This is a genomic window from Pseudomonas sp. GL_135, assembly GCF_057834665.1.
Genome location: NZ_CM174408.1, coordinates 2,549,425 through 2,564,683 on the forward strand (window position 1 = coordinate 2,549,425; position 15,259 = coordinate 2,564,683).

The 15,259-nt window shown below is 61.0% G+C and carries 13 protein-coding genes; 12 read left to right on the forward strand and 1 reads right to left on the reverse strand.

Annotated elements, in window-relative coordinates:
* Positions 1–256: 256 nt before the first annotated feature.
* Positions 257–2,311, reverse strand: coding sequence for a TonB-dependent siderophore receptor (locus AC3ISG_RS11315; RefSeq protein ID WP_489299502.1), 2,055 nt, complete (start codon positions 2,309–2,311; stop codon positions 257–259).
* Between the two features lie 492 nt (positions 2,312–2,803).
* Between AC3ISG_RS11315 and AC3ISG_RS11320 the strand changes: the two genes are divergently transcribed.
* The 12 genes from AC3ISG_RS11320 to AC3ISG_RS11375 all read left to right on the forward strand — a co-directional run bounded on the left by AC3ISG_RS11320 (position 2,804) and on the right by AC3ISG_RS11375 (position 15,067).
* Positions 2,804–3,208 (forward strand): antitoxin Xre-like helix-turn-helix domain-containing protein, encoded by a 405-nt coding sequence (locus AC3ISG_RS11320; protein WP_122536257.1) that lies wholly within the window; start codon positions 2,804–2,806, stop codon positions 3,206–3,208.
* Positions 3,202–3,894, forward strand: a complete 693-nt coding sequence (locus AC3ISG_RS11325) for an RES family NAD+ phosphorylase (RefSeq protein WP_489299291.1) — start codon at positions 3,202–3,204, stop codon at positions 3,892–3,894. The genes AC3ISG_RS11320 and AC3ISG_RS11325 overlap by 7 nt, the downstream gene beginning before the upstream one ends.
* Positions 3,895–3,980: 86 nt before the next feature.
* Positions 3,981–4,412, forward strand: coding sequence for an HhH-GDP family DNA glycosylase (locus tag AC3ISG_RS11330; RefSeq protein ID WP_489299292.1), 432 nt, complete (start codon positions 3,981–3,983; stop codon positions 4,410–4,412).
* A gap of 23 nt (positions 4,413–4,435) precedes the next feature.
* Positions 4,436–5,212 (forward strand): DUF72 domain-containing protein, encoded by a 777-nt coding sequence (locus tag AC3ISG_RS11335; RefSeq protein WP_489299503.1) that lies wholly within the window; start codon positions 4,436–4,438, stop codon positions 5,210–5,212.
* A gap of 143 nt (positions 5,213–5,355) precedes the next feature.
* Positions 5,356–6,492: a GGDEF domain-containing protein gene (locus AC3ISG_RS11340; protein WP_489299293.1), complete on the forward strand. Its 1,137-nt coding sequence runs from the start codon at positions 5,356–5,358 to the stop codon at positions 6,490–6,492.
* 128 nt (positions 6,493–6,620) lie between these two features.
* Entirely contained in the window at positions 6,621–8,246 is a 1,626-nt protein-coding gene (locus tag AC3ISG_RS11345) for an NADP-dependent glyceraldehyde-3-phosphate dehydrogenase (protein ID WP_489299294.1), read from the forward strand.
* Between the two features lie 385 nt (positions 8,247–8,631).
* Complete coding sequence (gene tssB, locus AC3ISG_RS11350) at positions 8,632–9,135, forward strand: type VI secretion system contractile sheath small subunit (protein ID WP_272634438.1); 504 nt, start codon at positions 8,632–8,634, stop codon at positions 9,133–9,135.
* Between the two features lie 28 nt (positions 9,136–9,163).
* Positions 9,164–10,702 carry a type VI secretion system contractile sheath large subunit gene (gene tssC / locus AC3ISG_RS11355; RefSeq protein ID WP_489299295.1) on the forward strand — a complete coding sequence of 513 codons (1,539 nt, stop codon included), beginning with the start codon at positions 9,164–9,166 and terminating at the stop codon, positions 10,700–10,702.
* A 23-nt stretch (positions 10,703–10,725) separates the two neighbouring features.
* Positions 10,726–12,081: a type VI secretion system baseplate subunit TssK gene (tssK, locus tag AC3ISG_RS11360; protein ID WP_489299296.1), complete on the forward strand. Its 1,356-nt coding sequence runs from the start codon at positions 10,726–10,728 to the stop codon at positions 12,079–12,081.
* Positions 12,082–12,089: 8 nt separating this feature from the next.
* Positions 12,090–12,761, forward strand: coding sequence for a type VI secretion system protein TssL, short form (gene tssL / locus AC3ISG_RS11365; protein ID WP_489299297.1), 672 nt, complete (start codon positions 12,090–12,092; stop codon positions 12,759–12,761).
* A gap of 7 nt (positions 12,762–12,768) precedes the next feature.
* Positions 12,769–14,556, forward strand: coding sequence for an OmpA family protein (locus tag AC3ISG_RS11370; RefSeq protein ID WP_489299298.1), 1,788 nt, complete (start codon positions 12,769–12,771; stop codon positions 14,554–14,556).
* A 19-nt stretch (positions 14,557–14,575) separates the two neighbouring features.
* Entirely contained in the window at positions 14,576–15,067 is a 492-nt protein-coding gene (locus tag AC3ISG_RS11375) for an Hcp family type VI secretion system effector (RefSeq protein WP_065991578.1), read from the forward strand.
* Positions 15,068–15,259 lie beyond the last annotated feature (192 nt).

Below are 15,259 nucleotides of genomic sequence, written 5' to 3' on the forward strand. Positions count from 1 at the left end.
AAGATCAAAAGCTTCCCGGCTGAAGCCGGTCCCACAGAATGCACGCGCTGCTTTTAGTGGGACCGGCTTTAGCCGGGAAGAGGCCAGCCCGAGCGCCGACAGTATTGCGGATCAGCCATACTTCCTGTGGGAGCGAGCTTGCTCGCGAAAGGGTCAGTACATCCGCCAAATCTTCAGCGGCTGCAGTGCCATCTTCGTGAGCAAGCTCACTCCCACATGAGCGGTTGCGGTGTCCAGCAAGTGAGGCAGACCTGGATCAATAGCGCCAGGTCAACGATGCCGTCAGGTTGCGCGGCGCGCCGTAGTTGCTCGCGGTGCCGCTGTACAGCGACGTCAGGTATTTGCGGTCGGTGACGTTGTTGAAGTTCAGCGCCGTGCTCCAGTTGCTGTCGATGTCGTAGCTGGTCATCAGGTCGACCAGCGCGTAGGCGTTCTGGCGGATGACGCTGTAGTTGTCGTTCTGAATCCCGCTCTGCCAGCTGACCCGGGTGCCGATTCTGGCCTGGGGCAGGCTTGGCAGCCGGTAGCTGGCCATGCCGCGGAAGGCATGGGCCGGCACATAACGGCGGGCTTTGTCGCCGTCATCGTTTTCGATGTGCACGTAGGTGTAGCCCGCCAGCAGGTCAAGACCCGGCAGCGCTTCGCCCGACGCTTCCAGCTCGATGCCGTGGCTTTTGTAATCATCGGTGAAGTAGCGGAACTGCGAGCCCACCTCGACGAAGTCCGCTGACTGGACGTTGCTCTGTTTGGTCTTGAACACGGCAGCGGTCAGGTTCAGGCGATCGTCCATCACGCTGCCTTTGACGCCGGCTTCCAGGCTCTTGCCTTCCAGCGGCGCAAGCACTTTGCCGTCGACGCCGACCGTGCCGTACTGCGGATTGAAAATCTCCGTCCAGCTGGTGTAGACGCTCCACTGCGGGGTCAGGTCGTAGACCAGACCGGTGTACGGCGTGACCTTGCCGTGCTCGCGCTGTGAGTGATCGGTGCCATAGCTCTCGCCCGTGCCGTCGACGCTGAGCATGCGCGCACCGGCGATCCAGTGCAGATCGTCCGCCAGGCTGAAGCGGGCGCCGGCGAACAGGCTTTTCTGCCGGTCCTCGAAATTCTGGGTGTTGATGTCGCTGGTGTAGTCAAACTGCGGCGTCGGCGTGTTGCCGGCAAGAATGCCGGCGAACGAGGTATTAAAGTAGCCGGCTTGGTCGGCGTCGTATTCCCGGGCTTTCTGATGGGTGCGGCCGTAGGCGGCGCCGAAGGTCAGCTCATGGTCGCGGCCGAACAGGCTGAACGGTCCGGAGACTTTCGCTTCGCCCAGCAACTGATGCGCCTTGCTGGAGGTATCAGCGGCGAACACCGAGGCGACGTCATCGGTGACGCTCGAGACGTACAGCATGTTGGTGTCCTGGTATTCGGTAATACCGGTGCCGGTGAGCGTGGCATTCCAGCCGTTGCCGAAGTCGTGCTTCCATTCTGCGAACGCGCGCTGGGTGTGCATGTTCCAGTAGGTCCACGGCTGGCCGACGTTGGACGAGCGGCTGCTGTAATGGATCGGGTTGTTATTGATGTCGACCAGCGGCAGGTTGCCCCAGGTGCTGCCGTTGGAATCGCTGTTGTGTTGGGTGAAGCCCACGGTCAGGGTGTCGGCATCGGACAGGTCAAAGGCGAGCAGGCCAGCGGCGACGTTTTTCTCGTGGCTGTAGCGGTCCATCCAAGAATTGCCCTTGTCGTGGGCATAGATGAAGCGGCCGCGCACGTTGCCGGTGTCGGTCAACGGCCCCGACACGTCGACGTCAATGCGCCGGTTGTCCCATGAGCCCACGCTGGTATCGATTTGCGCCTGAAAATCGCGGGTCGGTCTTTTGCGGATGAAGTTGACCGTGGCCGAAGGGTTGCCGGTGCCGCTCATCAAACCGTTGGCGCCGTGGAGCACGTCGATCTGCTCGAACTCGGCCATGTCCAGGTCACCGATCATGATGGTCTGGGCGAAGGGCATGCCCATGCCGTCGTACTCGAAACTGCCGATGTCGAACCCGCGGGAGGTGAACTCCGTGCGATCGCTTTCGCTTTGCTCGACGGTCACCGAAGGCGCCGAGCGCAGCGCGTCCTTGACCCCGTTCATTTTGAAATCGTTCATCTGCGCGCGGGTGATGGTCGTGATCGCCTGAGGCGTCTGCTTGTTGGTCAGCCCCAGCTTGGTGGTGCTCGAAGACGGCTTGCCCTGATAGCCCACGCTTTGCCCGTCATCCTGTGCGGCGGTGTCCTGAATCTGCATCGCGGGCAAGGTGACGTCGTCGGCTGCGTTAGCGGCAGACATGGCGGTGACGACACCGGCCAGGAGAAAGGTGGCGGGGAGGCGAGGGATCACGATCGAAGTTCCTGAAGGCGCGGTGGGAGCGCGATTCTGAATCAAGATGCGAATCATTACCAGATGTGACTAAGCTGAATTTTCACATTATTTTCACGCCGGGAGGCTCTGGAACGAACCTTAAGGGGGGTCATGTATTTCAGTGGGGTGGATATCACCTCGACTGTAGGACCAGCTTCAGCCGGCAAAGCGTCAGGGTCACACCTCAGATGTGATAGTGCTCACGCAGGCCTCTTCCCGGCTAAAGCCGGTCCTACCAAGATCGCGTGCACTCAACGAGGGTGGGATTTAACCTCGACTGTAGGACTGGCTTTAGCCGGGAACGCGCCAGATAACTCGCCGCATATCAGCGCTGTCGAAACTTGACATTGCATCTATGGACTCAATTGAATTAGAGTTGCGTCCACAGATATTAAGCTGTAGCCATCAAGAGGTATGCCCATGACCGCCGCCATTCCAGCGCGACAACTTTCGAAGTCCGAATGCGTGGTCGGTCTGCGGGCGGCGTTGCGGGTGCTGGACAAGTGGAAAGCCACCAGCGAGCAAGCCTGTCAGATTCTGCGCATTTCCCGAAGCACGTACACCCGCGCTCGCCAGGACGACGCACAGTGGTCGGTGGCACTGGATCAGGACCAGATGCAGCGGGTCAGCTTCGTGCTGAACATCCACGCCGCCCTCCGAACCCTGTTTGATAACCCCGACAACGCCTACGGCTTTCCGTCGATGGAGAACCACAACGAGTTCTTCAATGGCAGAAAGCCTCTGGACGTCATGGCCCAGGGCGACATGATCGCGCTGTACGAAACCTTCCGCCGCATCGATACCCTCCGGGGCGCACAATGGTGACGCCGGACGCGCTCCCCGCCCTCGCCGGTGAGACGCAGCAGGCCTATCGCCTGGTCAATTCCAAATTCCCGCCCATCGAGCTGTTCAGCGACGTTGCCGATGCCGCCGAGTTCGAGACGCTGTACCGAATTCAGGCGCTGACCAACCCGCGCCTGCAAAACGAAGTCGGCCGCATCGAGCTGATTCCCCTGGCCGAGATCCCGTTCGGCATCCCCGGGTGTTCCTACGCGGTCGCGCCGTTCACCCACGTCAACCCGGCAGGTTCGCGCTTCAGCAGCGGCGAGTTCGGCGTGCTGTATCTGGCTGACACCGTCGACACGGCCCTCGCTGAAGTGCGTCATCATCAGCAGTTGTACTGGTCGCGGGTCGCGGCGCTGAAGTACGAGCGCTTCGTGTTCCGCTGCCTGAGTTGCAGCTTCAGCGAGGAGGGCAGCGTCGACGCAACTTCAATCCCGCTCTCCGACCCCATTTATGCACCCGACGACTACGCGCAGTCCCACGTGCTGGGCAAGGCCGCGAAGCAGGCCGGGATGGCCGGGCTGCGTTACCACTCGGTGCGGTCGCCAGGCAATGTCTGCTGGGCTTTGCTGACCCCGCGCCACGTCACGTCCATTGTGCAGAGCGCTCACTACGAGATGATCTGGAGCGGCGAGGTCATCGGCATCAACCAGCTATCCAACGCCTGACGCTGGTCGATCCGCACGCCGCGCAAAACATCGAACTCAACCGCCGCTTGGGAAGTCACTCCAGCAATGGATATCGAGGAGCGGTCATGGGCAAGCACATCACAGCGCTGGAACTGGGCATCGACCTCGTCGAGGGCGGTGAGGCGGCGCTGTTCAAATGGTTGCTGGCCAGTTTCCTGATGGGCAAGCGCATTCGGGCGCAGGCGGCGGTGCAGACCTATCACGTCATCGTCGACAGGCACGGCCGCGACACGCCGCGCAAGCTGGCCGGGTGCACTCATCGGGAACTGGTGAGGATGCTGGGCGAGGGCGGTTACGCGCGTTACGACGAATCCACGGCCGTGCGCCTCTTGGCGCTGGCATCCAGGCTGATTAACGAATATGCAGGCACTGTCAGCGCGATGGTTGCTGCCAGCGCCGACCGTGGCGAGTTCGAAAAGCGCCTGCAGGCGTTCGACGGCATAGGACCGAAGACTGCAGAAATCTTCATGGGTGAAGCCGGGGAGGTGCTGCTTTGAACGATACAGTTTTGACGGGTGCTGTGTTCAACGGCGCTGTCCCGCAAGCGCTTGGCAGAGTTTTCGTGGGCTGCGCCGGCTGGAGTCTGGGCCGTGAATATGCGTCGGCGTTTCCGGGCGACGGCACTCACTTGCAGCGCTATGCCCGGCAATTCAATACCGCGGAAATCAACAGCTCGTTCTATCGCCCCCACCGACCGCAGACCTACGCCCGCTGGGCTGAGTCAGTACCGGCGGATTTCCGCTTTTCGGTGAAAATCCCCAAGCTCATTTCCCACGAACAGCGCTTGCACGACAGCGCCCGGGCGCTGGATGAATTCCTCGGTCAATGCGGGAAGCTGGGCGAACGGCTTGGCTGCCTGTTGCTGCAGTTGCCACCGTCGCTGGCGTTCGAGCACCGGGTGGCCGAGGCCTTTTTCATCCAGCTGCGCGAGCGCTATGAGGGCCATGTGATCATTGAACCGCGCCATGAAAGCTGGGTGCAGGGCGAGTCGATGCTTCTTCACTATCGCATCGCGCAAGCAACGGTCGATCCGTCGAGGCTCAGCAACGACAGCCAACCCTCAGGCTGGCCGGGGATGCGTTACTGGCGACTGCACGGCGCGCCGCGCATCTATTACAGCGGCTATGAAGAAGATTATTTGATTCGTCTGGCCGTCGCGTTGAAGGCTAAGGCGCAAAGCGGTGCGCCGACGTGGTGTATTTTCGATAACACCGCCAGCGGCGCCGCAACGGGCGACGCCTTAAAACTGATGGAGTTGCTCGGTCTGCAGCCGTCCGGACTTGCGCAAAAGGATTGACTCCTGGACGCCCGAACCGTCATTTTTCCGGCGGATCACCCCGCTCGCCGGCTGGCGCAGCATTTAGTTGGCGCGCGAGTTGTTTACTGTCATAGCACGATGCCACAATCCGCTCCATCCAATGCCAGGGTCGGGCGAATTTGATGTACCTCCATGATTCTCAACCAGCGCGCGAGGCCCTGATACGGGGCCAGGTGCGTAACGATCGTTTGCAGTTGCTTTTCCGTCAGAGTTTTTTCTCGGTGTTCGGCAGTGCTCTGGCGGCGATTATGCTCTCCTGGATTTGCTGGGAGCGCCTCGAGCATTCGCTGATTCTCTGGTGGCTAGGGTTGCTGGGCGCCTCGACCACCCTGCGCCTGATCATGTTGACCACCTATTTTCGGATGCCGGAAACCGCCCGGACGCCGGAGCGCTGGGAACCCGTTTACTGGATCACGCTGGTACTGTCCGCTGGCATTTGGGGCGGTGGTGCGCTGGCACTGATGCAAGCCGGTGATCTGCTGATCCAGACACTGGTGCTGCTGTTCGCGGTGGGCATGACCGTGAGCGCGGTGTCCTGTTATTCCGCGTACCGCTCGATGACTCTGGTGTCGATTGCGCTGGTGCTGTTGCCGTGCTCGCTCTGGCTGCTGTTTCAGCCCCAGACCGCGCAGCAGGGCATGGCTGCTGCGTCGCTGATCTTTGCCACTTTCGTGGTCAGTGCGACGCGCAAATTGTGCCGGGCGATGGAGCGGGCATTTCGCCTCAGCCGCGAAATGGAACATGCCCATGGCATCGCTGACCACGCCGCACAGACCGACGAATTGACCGGGGTGAAAAACCGCCGGGCTTTTTTCCATCGCGCCGAGCGCGCCTACGACACCTGCAAGCGCAGCCGGCTGCCGCTGTGCGCGCTGATGCTGGACATCGATCACTTCAAGCGCATCAACGATTGCCACGGCCATCAGGCCGGCGATGACGTGTTGCGGCAGATCGGCCGGGTCATCTGCCAATCCGTGCGGGAAGGCGACGTTTGCGGACGCCTGGGCGGCGAAGAATTTGCGCTGGTGCTGGCCAATACCACGCTCGAAGCGGCCCATGCCATCGCTGAAAAGCTCCGTCAGGCCATCGCCGACATTACCTGCCAGCACGACGAAGGGGTTACCGCCAGCCTCGGTGTCGCCGCGCTGACCTCCACCGATCAGGACGTACACGGCTTGCTCGGCCTGGCGGACAAAGCGCTTTTTCGGGCCAAGGCATCGGGTCGCAACCAGACGGCTGTGGCCTATGAACATCTCTGAAACGAGCGCGGACGATTTTCGTGTCACCCGGACGTGACATTTGTCTCGACGCTTTTCATTCGGCGGCGGCTGTGGCGTAGTGTGTCCAGCCTGTTTGGCACGATGACCGACTGGAAGAGGTAAATGAGATGACCCTGCAAAACCGCCTGGACAACCTGTACCCGCGCGCCGACGAGATCCCTGAGCCGTTCCGCGCAGGCCCGGCCATCGAGCAGCGCGATTACCTGGTCAATGGCGAACTGCACCAATGGCACGGGCCGTTGGCGCCGGTGTTGAGCCCGGTCTCGCTGCAGACCGACACAGGCCTTGAGTCCGTGGTGCTGGGCAGCACGCCCCTGATGGACGCGGACACGGCAATGACCGCGCTGGACGCTGCCGTCAAAGCCTACGATCGGGGCCAGGGCGCCTGGCCCACCATGCGCGTGGCCGATCGCATCCATCACGTCGAGACCTTCCTCAAGCTGATGCGCGAGCAGCGCGACGCGGTGGTCACGCTACTGATGTGGGAAATCGGCAAAAACCTCAAGGACTCGCAGAAAGAATTCGACCGCACCTGCGATTACATCGTCGACACCATCAACGCCCTCAAGGAACTCGACCGCCGTTCCAGCCGCTTCGAACTGGAGCAGGACACCCTCGGCCAGATCCGCCGTGTGCCCCTGGGTGTGACCCTGTGCATGGGCCCTTACAACTATCCGCTGAACGAGACCTTCACCACGCTGATTCCGGCGCTGATCATGGGCAATACCGTGGTGTTCAAACCGGCCAAGTTCGGCGTGCTGCTGATTCGTCCGTTGCTCGAAGCGTTCCGCGACAGCTTCCCGGCCGGGGTTATCAACGTGATCTACGGCAGCGGCCGCGAGACGGTCAGCGCGCTGATGGCCAGCGGCAAGATCGACGTGTTCGCGTTCATCGGCACCAACAAGGCCGCCAGTGCCCTGAAAAGACTCCACCCCAAGCCGCACCGTCTGCGCGCCGCCCTGGGCCTGGACGCCAAAAACCCGGGCATCGTGCTGCCGGATGTGAACCTGGACAATGCGGTGACGGAAGCCATTACCGGCTCGCTGTCGTTCAACGGTCAGCGTTGCACGGCGTTGAAGATCCTGTTCGTGCACGAAAACGTCGTCGGCAGTTTCCTCGAGAAGTTCGAAGAAAAACTCGCTCAGCTCAAACCTGGCATGCCATGGGAGCCGGGCGTCTCGCTGACGCCATTGCCGGAGCCGGGCAAGACCGAGTACCTGCAAGGTCTGGTGGACGATGCTGTGGGCAAGGGCGCCAAAGTGGTCAATGAAGGCGGCGGCACGACCCACGGGCAGTTTTTCTACCCGGCCGTGTTGTACCCGGTCACACCGGACATGCGTGTGTATCACGAAGAACAGTTCGGGCCCGTGGTGCCGGTGGTGGCGTACCGCGATCTGGAAACGGTGATCGAGTACGTGCTGGATTCTGATTTCGGCCAGCAGTTGAGCATCTTCGGCAATGATCCCAAGCAGGTCGGGCGTCTGGTCGATGCGTTCGCCAATCAGGTGGGGCGGATCAACATCAATGCGCAGTGCCAGCGCGGCCCGGACAGCTTCCCGTTCAACGGCCGCAAGAATTCGGCTGAAGGCACGCTGTCGGTGCACGATGCGTTGCGGGTGTTTTCGATCCGTACCCTGGTGGCGACCAAGTTCCAGGAGAGCAACAAGGCACTCATCAGCGACATCATCCATAACCGTGAGTCGACGTTCCTGACCACCGATTACATTTTCTGATTCATTGCTCGACGTCACCGCAAGCCTGTTGAACAGTTGATGCTGTTCAACCGCTTGCGGTTTTTTATATCTGTACTTTAAAACCCGCCGCCACTGTATGGCGCAGGCTGTTTAATTCTGCAGCCGTTCCGCTCACCGGGATCATTTTGTAGGAAAGTTTCTAGACTTCCGTAGGACAGCTCTCGACCTGCCTTTGTGGGTAGAGTTTTTATTCGTAGGGTATTAGCCTTGCCGCTTCCCGAATGCGATGAAAACTTCATCAGCCCATTCGCTGCTCACACTTGTTAAAACTTGACCGCTTGGGTCCTGGACGCTCGACTGATAAAAAGGCCCTGCGGTTCAGATATTCCCCTTTGTGACGTGTGGCATTTTCGACGGAGGAGTTATGGCTTCAAACAGCTTTCAAAATGAAGTGCCCAAAGCCCGGGTCAATATAAAACTCGATTTGCACACGGGTGGTGCGCAGAAGAAGGTCGAGTTGCCGCTCAAATTAATGGTGCTGGGGGATTACAGCAACGGCCGGGAAGATCGAGCCTTGTCCGAACGCACCAAAATCAATATCAACAAGAATAATTTCGACAGTGTGCTGGCTGAATTCGCTCCGGCATTGAAACTGACCGTTGAAAATACTTTTGCCGACGACGGCTCCGATGCTTCCGTGGATTTAAACTTTCAAAAAATGAAAGACTTCGAACCGGAACAGGTAGCAAGACAAATACCGTCATTGCGTGCGTTATTGGCGACCCGCAATCTGCTGCGCGATCTCAAATCAAACCTGCTCGACAACGCGACCTTCCGTCATGAACTTGAACGCATCGTCAAAGACGAGACGCTCAGTGACGAGTTGCGCGCCGAACTGGCCGCACTCGCCGCACCCACAGCGCGTTAATCAACCGGGTCTCTAGCAGGTATCAAACATGTCCTCGAAGCACTCTTCCGCAGTCTCAGGCGGTGGCACCGTTTTGTCCGAAGAAAGCCCCGGCGTGTATAACACGCTGTTTTCAAAAATCAACCTCAACCCGGTTTCAGCGTTGGGCGATATCGAGGCGTTTCAGAACAACGAAGCGCTGTCGGAGATTTCCGCCGATGAGCGCGTGACCGCGGCGGTCAGCGTGTTCCTCAACCTGCTCAAAGGCTCGTCGCGCAAGGTCCAGCGCCTCGACAAGACCCTCCTCGACGAACACATCGCCTCGCTGGACGCGCAGATCAGCCGCCAGCTCGACGCCGTCATGCACCACCCGGACTTTCAGCGGGTGGAGTCCACATGGCGCGGCGTTAAATCGCTGATCGACCAGACCGATTTCCGCCAGAACGTGCGCATCGAATTGCTGGACATCAGCAAGGACCATCTGGTCCAGGATTTCGAAGACGCCCCCGAGATCGCTCAAAGCGGTCTGTACCTGCACACCTATACCCAAGAGTACGACACGCCTGGCGGTGAACCCATTGCCGCAGCTGTATCCAGTTACGAGTTTGATCGCAGCCCGCAAGATATCGCGCTGCTTCGCAATATATCCAAAGTCGCGGCGGCAGCGCACATGCCGTTCATTGGTTCGGTAGGGCCGGCATTCTTCGGCAAGGAAACCATGGAAGAAGTCGCCGCCATCAAAGACATCGGCAATTACTTTGATCGCGCCGAATACATCAAATGGAAGTCGTTTCGCGACACGGATGATTCCCGTTATATCGGGTTGACCATGCCGCGGGTATTGGGACGACTGCCCTATGGCCCGGACACCATTCCGGTACGCAGTTTCAATTATGTGGAAAGTGTCAAAGGCACCGATCACAGTAAATATTTGTGGACCAATGCGTCATTTGCCTTCGCTGCCAATATGGTGAAGAGTTTTGTCGCCAATGGCTGGTGTGTGCAGATTCGCGGACCGCAGTCCGGGGGGGCGGTGTCGGACTTGCCCATTCATTTATATGACCTTGGCACCGGCAGTCAGGTGAAGATCCCTTCGGAAGTGATGATTCCGGAAACCCGGGAGTTTGAATTCGCCAATCTGGGGTTTATTCCGCTCTCGTATTACAAGAACCGCGATTACGCCTGTTTCTTTTCCGCCAACTCAACACAAAAGCCTGCGTTATATGACACCGCCGATGCCACGGCCAACAGCCGGATCAACTCGCGCTTGCCTTATATCTTTCTGCTGTCGCGCATTGCGCATTATTTGAAATTGATTCAGCGCGAGAACATCGGCACCACCAAAGACCGGCGTCTGCTGGAACTGGAATTGAATAAGTGGATCAGCGGGCTGGTCACCGAAATGACCGACCCCGGGGACGACTTGCAGGCCTCGCACCCGCTGCGTGATGCACGGGTGACGGTGGAAGACATCGACGACAACCCGGGTTTCTTCCGCGTGAAGTTGTACGCCGTGCCGCATTTCCAGGTGGAAGGCATGGACGTGAACCTCTCGCTGGTTTCCCAGATGCCCAAAGCCAAAACCTGACGTCGGCCATAGGTGAGCACAACATGAAAATCGACCGACCTCTCTGGGCCGCCGGGGCGCTACTGTCTCAGCAGCAATTCCAGCAGCAAGCGCGCTGGGAAGCCTGGACTAACGAATGCATCGCTTACCTGTCGCGGGTTCATCCGTGGGGTGTGCAGACGGCGACCTTCGATGGTGAGGCGCTGCGGCTGGGCAAACTCAAGGCGTCCGCTCTGCGCGTCCGCATGCCCGACGGCACGCTGATCGATACCGACAGCGTTGATCGGCTGCCCGCCGCGCTGTCCCTCGAACAGATTCAGATCGAGCCGGGGCAGGGCGCGACGGTGGTGTTGTGCCTGCCGCTGGAGCAGGCCAACGGTGGTAATTGTCTGTTTGAAGACGCTCGCGCTGAACGGCCGGTGCGTTACCGCCAGGATTGGCGACAGGTGCAGGATCTGTACGGCGACGATCAACAGTCGATCGGCGTGCTCGATCACATGCTGAGCCTGCGTCTGGCCAGCGATGACAACGCTAATTACCTGACCTGTCCGGTCGCCCGGCTGGTGCGTGACGGCCAGGGCCGGGCGTGCCTGGATGAAGCGTTCGTACCACCGCTGTTGAGCTTCGCCGGGCACACGGGTTTGCAGGTCCAGTTGGACAATCTGCTGACTCAACTGGCCTCCAAGCGACAACGCCTGATGGGCATGCGCCGTGAGAGTAACCAGCGCATGGCCGACTTCGCGGTGGCCGATGTTTCGTTGTTCTGGCTGCTCAATGCGCTGAACACCTATCAACCCGTGCTCGCCGATTTCAAGGCCAGCCCGGCGCGCCATCCCGAGCAGGTCTATCAGGAACTGGTGAAGCTGGCGGGCGCGCTGCTGACGTTCTCCCTGGAACACGACGTTGACGCCATTCCGGCGTACCGCCACGAAGACCTGGAAACCGTATTCCCGCCGTTGATGCAGATGATCTCGACGTTGCTGGAAGCCAGTCTGCCGTCGCGGGTGATCGCCCTGGAGCTGGAGCGGGTGATCCCGGGTCGCTGGCAAGTGACGCTCAATGATCCGCGCCTGCGTGAAGCCGACGCCGCTGACTTTTACCTCTCGGTGCGCTGCCGCGAGGCCCCGGCGCAGCTGCAGGCGCAGTTTCCGCGGCTGTGCAAGGTCGGCACCCCGGAGGACGTCGATCAGTTGATCAATGCCGCGCTGGACGGTGTTCCGTTGCAGCCGCTGAGTCATGTGCCGGCGGCGATTCCGCTGCGTCTCGAGAACCAGTATTTCGCCCTCGACTTTGCCCATCCGAGCGGTCAGGCCGTGCTCGCCGAAGGCGTCTGCGCGTTCTACGTACCGGCGACGCTGCCGGACGTCAAGCTTGAGCTGTTTGCGGTGTTGCGCTCATGAGCCGGTCGATGAAAAGCCAGGCGGCTGCGCAGCCCGTCGATGTCGATCAACTGCTTCAGGACACTTACTTGCTGGTGGTCGAGTTGCGCCATGGCGCGTCGTCTCCAGACAGCGATGCGCTCTGGAACCTGTGCACCCGGCAGGTGGTAATGGTTCGCGACGGGCTGACGCAAGCCGGTGTCAGCCAGCGCCATGTTGATTTCATCAGCCACGCCCAATGTGCACTGCTGGACGAAACCGTGCTGGTCCACGCCGATGCCGGTGCCCGCGCCAAATGGACCCACGAACCGCTTCAGGCGCATTACTTCGGACGTCATCAGGCGGGGCAGTTTCTCTACGAAGAAATGCGTGAGGTGTTGAACGAACCGGCTCCGGACCCGAGCGTGCTGAGGGTGTATCAACGCGTGCTGATGCTCGGCTTTCTTGGTCGCTACAAGGCGCCCGACCACCCCGAGCGTCAGCAGTTGATGGCCGAGTTGACCACCCGGGTTGCGCCGGTGAGCCTGGATCAGGCGCTGCCGACGTGGATCGACGCACGGGGCCGCACGCCCTTGCCGGCATGGATGCGCGCCCCGTTGCTGCACCTGTTCGCGGCCGGTCTGCTGCTGGCGGGCCTCTGGTGGCTGCTGGATTCGCATCTGGCGGCGCTGGTCGCCTCCCTTGTGACCGAGCGGGTGTGACGCGCCCATGACACTCAAGTTGATGCGCGCACTGGCCCTGTGGTCGGGATGCCTGGCGCTGATGGTGATCAGCGTGTTGCCCCTGAGCCTGTCCGCTCAAGCCCTGGCGGCCTTTGGCGCCCTGATTCTGGTGACCGGAAGCTGGCTGCTGGCGGAGCGACGTTCTTCCCGACTCGGTGGTTCGCTGACACTGGATGAGTGCCGGTCCTTGCCCGGCGGTGAATACCGGCTGCCTGTGGTGCTGGTGTGCGGGCAGGGATCGTCGGCGCTTTTTGCTGCTGATCTTGATGTCGATGCCGATATCGCCGAGCAAACCGCCGTGCGAACGACAGCGATCGGGTGTTACGTCAGCGTGCCGAGTATTGAGCGATTGCCTGGTATGGCCGCTGCTCTGCTGGCCGCCCGTCCGCAATGGCGCGCGCAGATGAGCGTCATGTTTGTCATCAATCCAGCCCAACACGCTGACAGCGCGGAACTGGAGGGCCAGCTTCGTGCGCTGACCCACCAGCTTTCGGTGATCCGCAAGCGCGCGCAGACCCTGCCGCTGTGGGTGGTGAGCTATCAACAAGCGTCCCAGGATGCGCGCGATGTGGGTGCGACCGGCTTCAGCCGGGAAGAAGGCGGTGCGAACGGGGAATCCGTCTGGTTCAGTTGGGAAAATGGCCAGCCATCGGCGCGGGTACGACACAACGGCACCTGCGTCAGCGTTGAGGACTGGCAGAGACAAGAGCCCGCCGCTCTCACCGACCGCATGCAGCTCGCCGTACAAATGCACGCCCACGCTGCATGGCTGGAACAATGTGTTGTCCCGCATTTCACACACCCCGGCCGCCATCGCGCGCGGTTGCCGGTGACCTACGCGATCTGCCGCGTACCTCGTTTGCCGGAACAGGTTTCGGCCAGCGTCTGGCAGCACTGGATACAGGCAAAGACCGGGCTGTTGCCGACTCTTCTTGCAGAGCACGCGAGCGGTGTTTTGCCCGCGCCGGACCCTTTGCTGGAACTGCTGCCCCGGCACACCGGCAACAGCGCAGCGCGGCGCGCCGGTGTCATCGGCATCTGGCTGGCGGTGTTCGCTGCCGTCGTTGCCATGTCGAGCTCGGCCCGGCAGAACACCTTGCTGATCCGCCAGGTCGGCGACGACCTGCGCCGCTACGCCTCGATCAACGAAACCGCCCGCGAGGATCAGCAGGCCAGGGCCCTGCGCGAAGCGGCGTTGACCGTCCTGCATGACGACGTCCGGCGGCTGGATGACTACTACCGCCACGGCGAACCACGGTCGTTGGGCCTCGGCCTTTATCGCGCCGAACAACTGCGGATCAGGGTCTGGCACGCCATCGGCCGTTACCGTCCGCCCGCCGAGATGGCGCAGGCGTCCGCGCCGGTGCGTCTGGACACGCTGTCGCTGTTCAACATCGGCAGCGCCGAACTCAAGGCGGACTCGACCCAAGTGCTGATCAATGCGCTGGTCGGCATCAAGGCCAGACCCGGCTGGTTGATCGTCGTCACCGGCCACACCGACGCCACCGGCAGCGCCGAGCAGAACCTGCGCCTGTCCCGCGACCGCGCCGCTTCTGTGCGCGACTGGATGCAGCGTATGGGCGGCATTCCCGGCAGTTGCTTTGCCGTGCAGGGCTACGGCGCCAGTCAACCGATCGCCAGCAATGACACCGAACAAGGGCGCAGGGCCAACCGCCGCGTCGACATCCGTCTGGTGCCGGAAGAAGGGGCCTGCGGGTCGCTTTCTGCCGGGGCCAGGCCGGCTACCCCCGTCGCATTTCGCGGCACTCGATAACCCAAGCAAGGAGTTTCACATGGCAATTCCCGTTTACCTCTGGCTCAAAGATGACGGCGGCGCTGACATCAAAGGCTCGGTCAACGTGCAGTCCCGGGAAGGCAGCGTCGAAGTGGTCGCCCAGGACCACAGCGTCTACATCCCCACCGACAACAACACCGGCAAATTGACCGGCGCCCGGGTGCACACGCCGTTCCTGTTCACCAAGGAAATCGATGCCAGCAGCCCGTACCTGTACAAGGCCGTCGGCACCGGCCAGACGCTGAAAAGCGCCGAGTTCAAGTGGTACCGCATCGACGACGCGGGCCAGGAAGTCGAGTACTTCAACACCCTGCTGGAGAACGTCAAGGTGGTCCGCGTCGCGCCGAAAATGCACGACGTCAAGGACCCGGCCAAGGAGAAGCACAACCACCTGGAGATGGTCGAGTTGCGCTACGAGAAGGTCACCTGGACCTACAAGGACGGCAACATCATCCACTCCGACTCGTGGAACGAACGCCAGACCGCCTGACGCTGCACGGCCGGCAGACAGGCAGCTTTTGCACGCCTGTCTGCCGGCTGCGGTGTGTTGGGTTGAGCGCCCGGTCGCGGGCGCTCCGCCAAGCACATCGACACGCCACGTTTCTCCAGACAACACAGCGAGGCGCTGACCGCTCAACGGTCTCGTCGACGCTCCTTACCCCATCCGTTCAAGGACGATGAC

What these genes read in the sequence shown, in the direction of transcription:
- AC3ISG_RS11315 (WP_489299502.1), bottom strand. Translation starts at nt 2,311, where the DNA reads ATGTCTGCCGCTAACGCAGCCGACGACGTCACCTTGCCCGCGATGCAG.
- AC3ISG_RS11320 (WP_122536257.1), top strand. Translation starts at nt 2,804, where the DNA reads ATGACCGCCGCCATTCCAGCGCGACAACTTTCGAAGTCCGAATGCGTG.
- AC3ISG_RS11325 (WP_489299291.1), top strand. Translation starts at nt 3,202, where the DNA reads ATGGTGACGCCGGACGCGCTCCCCGCCCTCGCCGGTGAGACGCAGCAG.
- AC3ISG_RS11330 (WP_489299292.1), top strand. Translation starts at nt 3,981, where the DNA reads ATGGGCAAGCACATCACAGCGCTGGAACTGGGCATCGACCTCGTCGAG.
- AC3ISG_RS11340 (WP_489299293.1), top strand. Translation starts at nt 5,356, where the DNA reads ATGTACCTCCATGATTCTCAACCAGCGCGCGAGGCCCTGATACGGGGC.
- AC3ISG_RS11345 (WP_489299294.1), top strand. Translation starts at nt 6,621, where the DNA reads ATGACCCTGCAAAACCGCCTGGACAACCTGTACCCGCGCGCCGACGAG.
- tssB (WP_272634438.1), top strand. Translation starts at nt 8,632, where the DNA reads ATGGCTTCAAACAGCTTTCAAAATGAAGTGCCCAAAGCCCGGGTCAAT.
- tssC (WP_489299295.1), top strand. Translation starts at nt 9,164, where the DNA reads ATGTCCTCGAAGCACTCTTCCGCAGTCTCAGGCGGTGGCACCGTTTTG.
- tssK (WP_489299296.1), top strand. Translation starts at nt 10,726, where the DNA reads ATGAAAATCGACCGACCTCTCTGGGCCGCCGGGGCGCTACTGTCTCAG.
- tssL (WP_489299297.1), top strand. Translation starts at nt 12,090, where the DNA reads ATGAAAAGCCAGGCGGCTGCGCAGCCCGTCGATGTCGATCAACTGCTT.
- AC3ISG_RS11370 (WP_489299298.1), top strand. Translation starts at nt 12,769, where the DNA reads ATGACACTCAAGTTGATGCGCGCACTGGCCCTGTGGTCGGGATGCCTG.
- AC3ISG_RS11375 (WP_065991578.1), top strand. Translation starts at nt 14,576, where the DNA reads ATGGCAATTCCCGTTTACCTCTGGCTCAAAGATGACGGCGGCGCTGAC.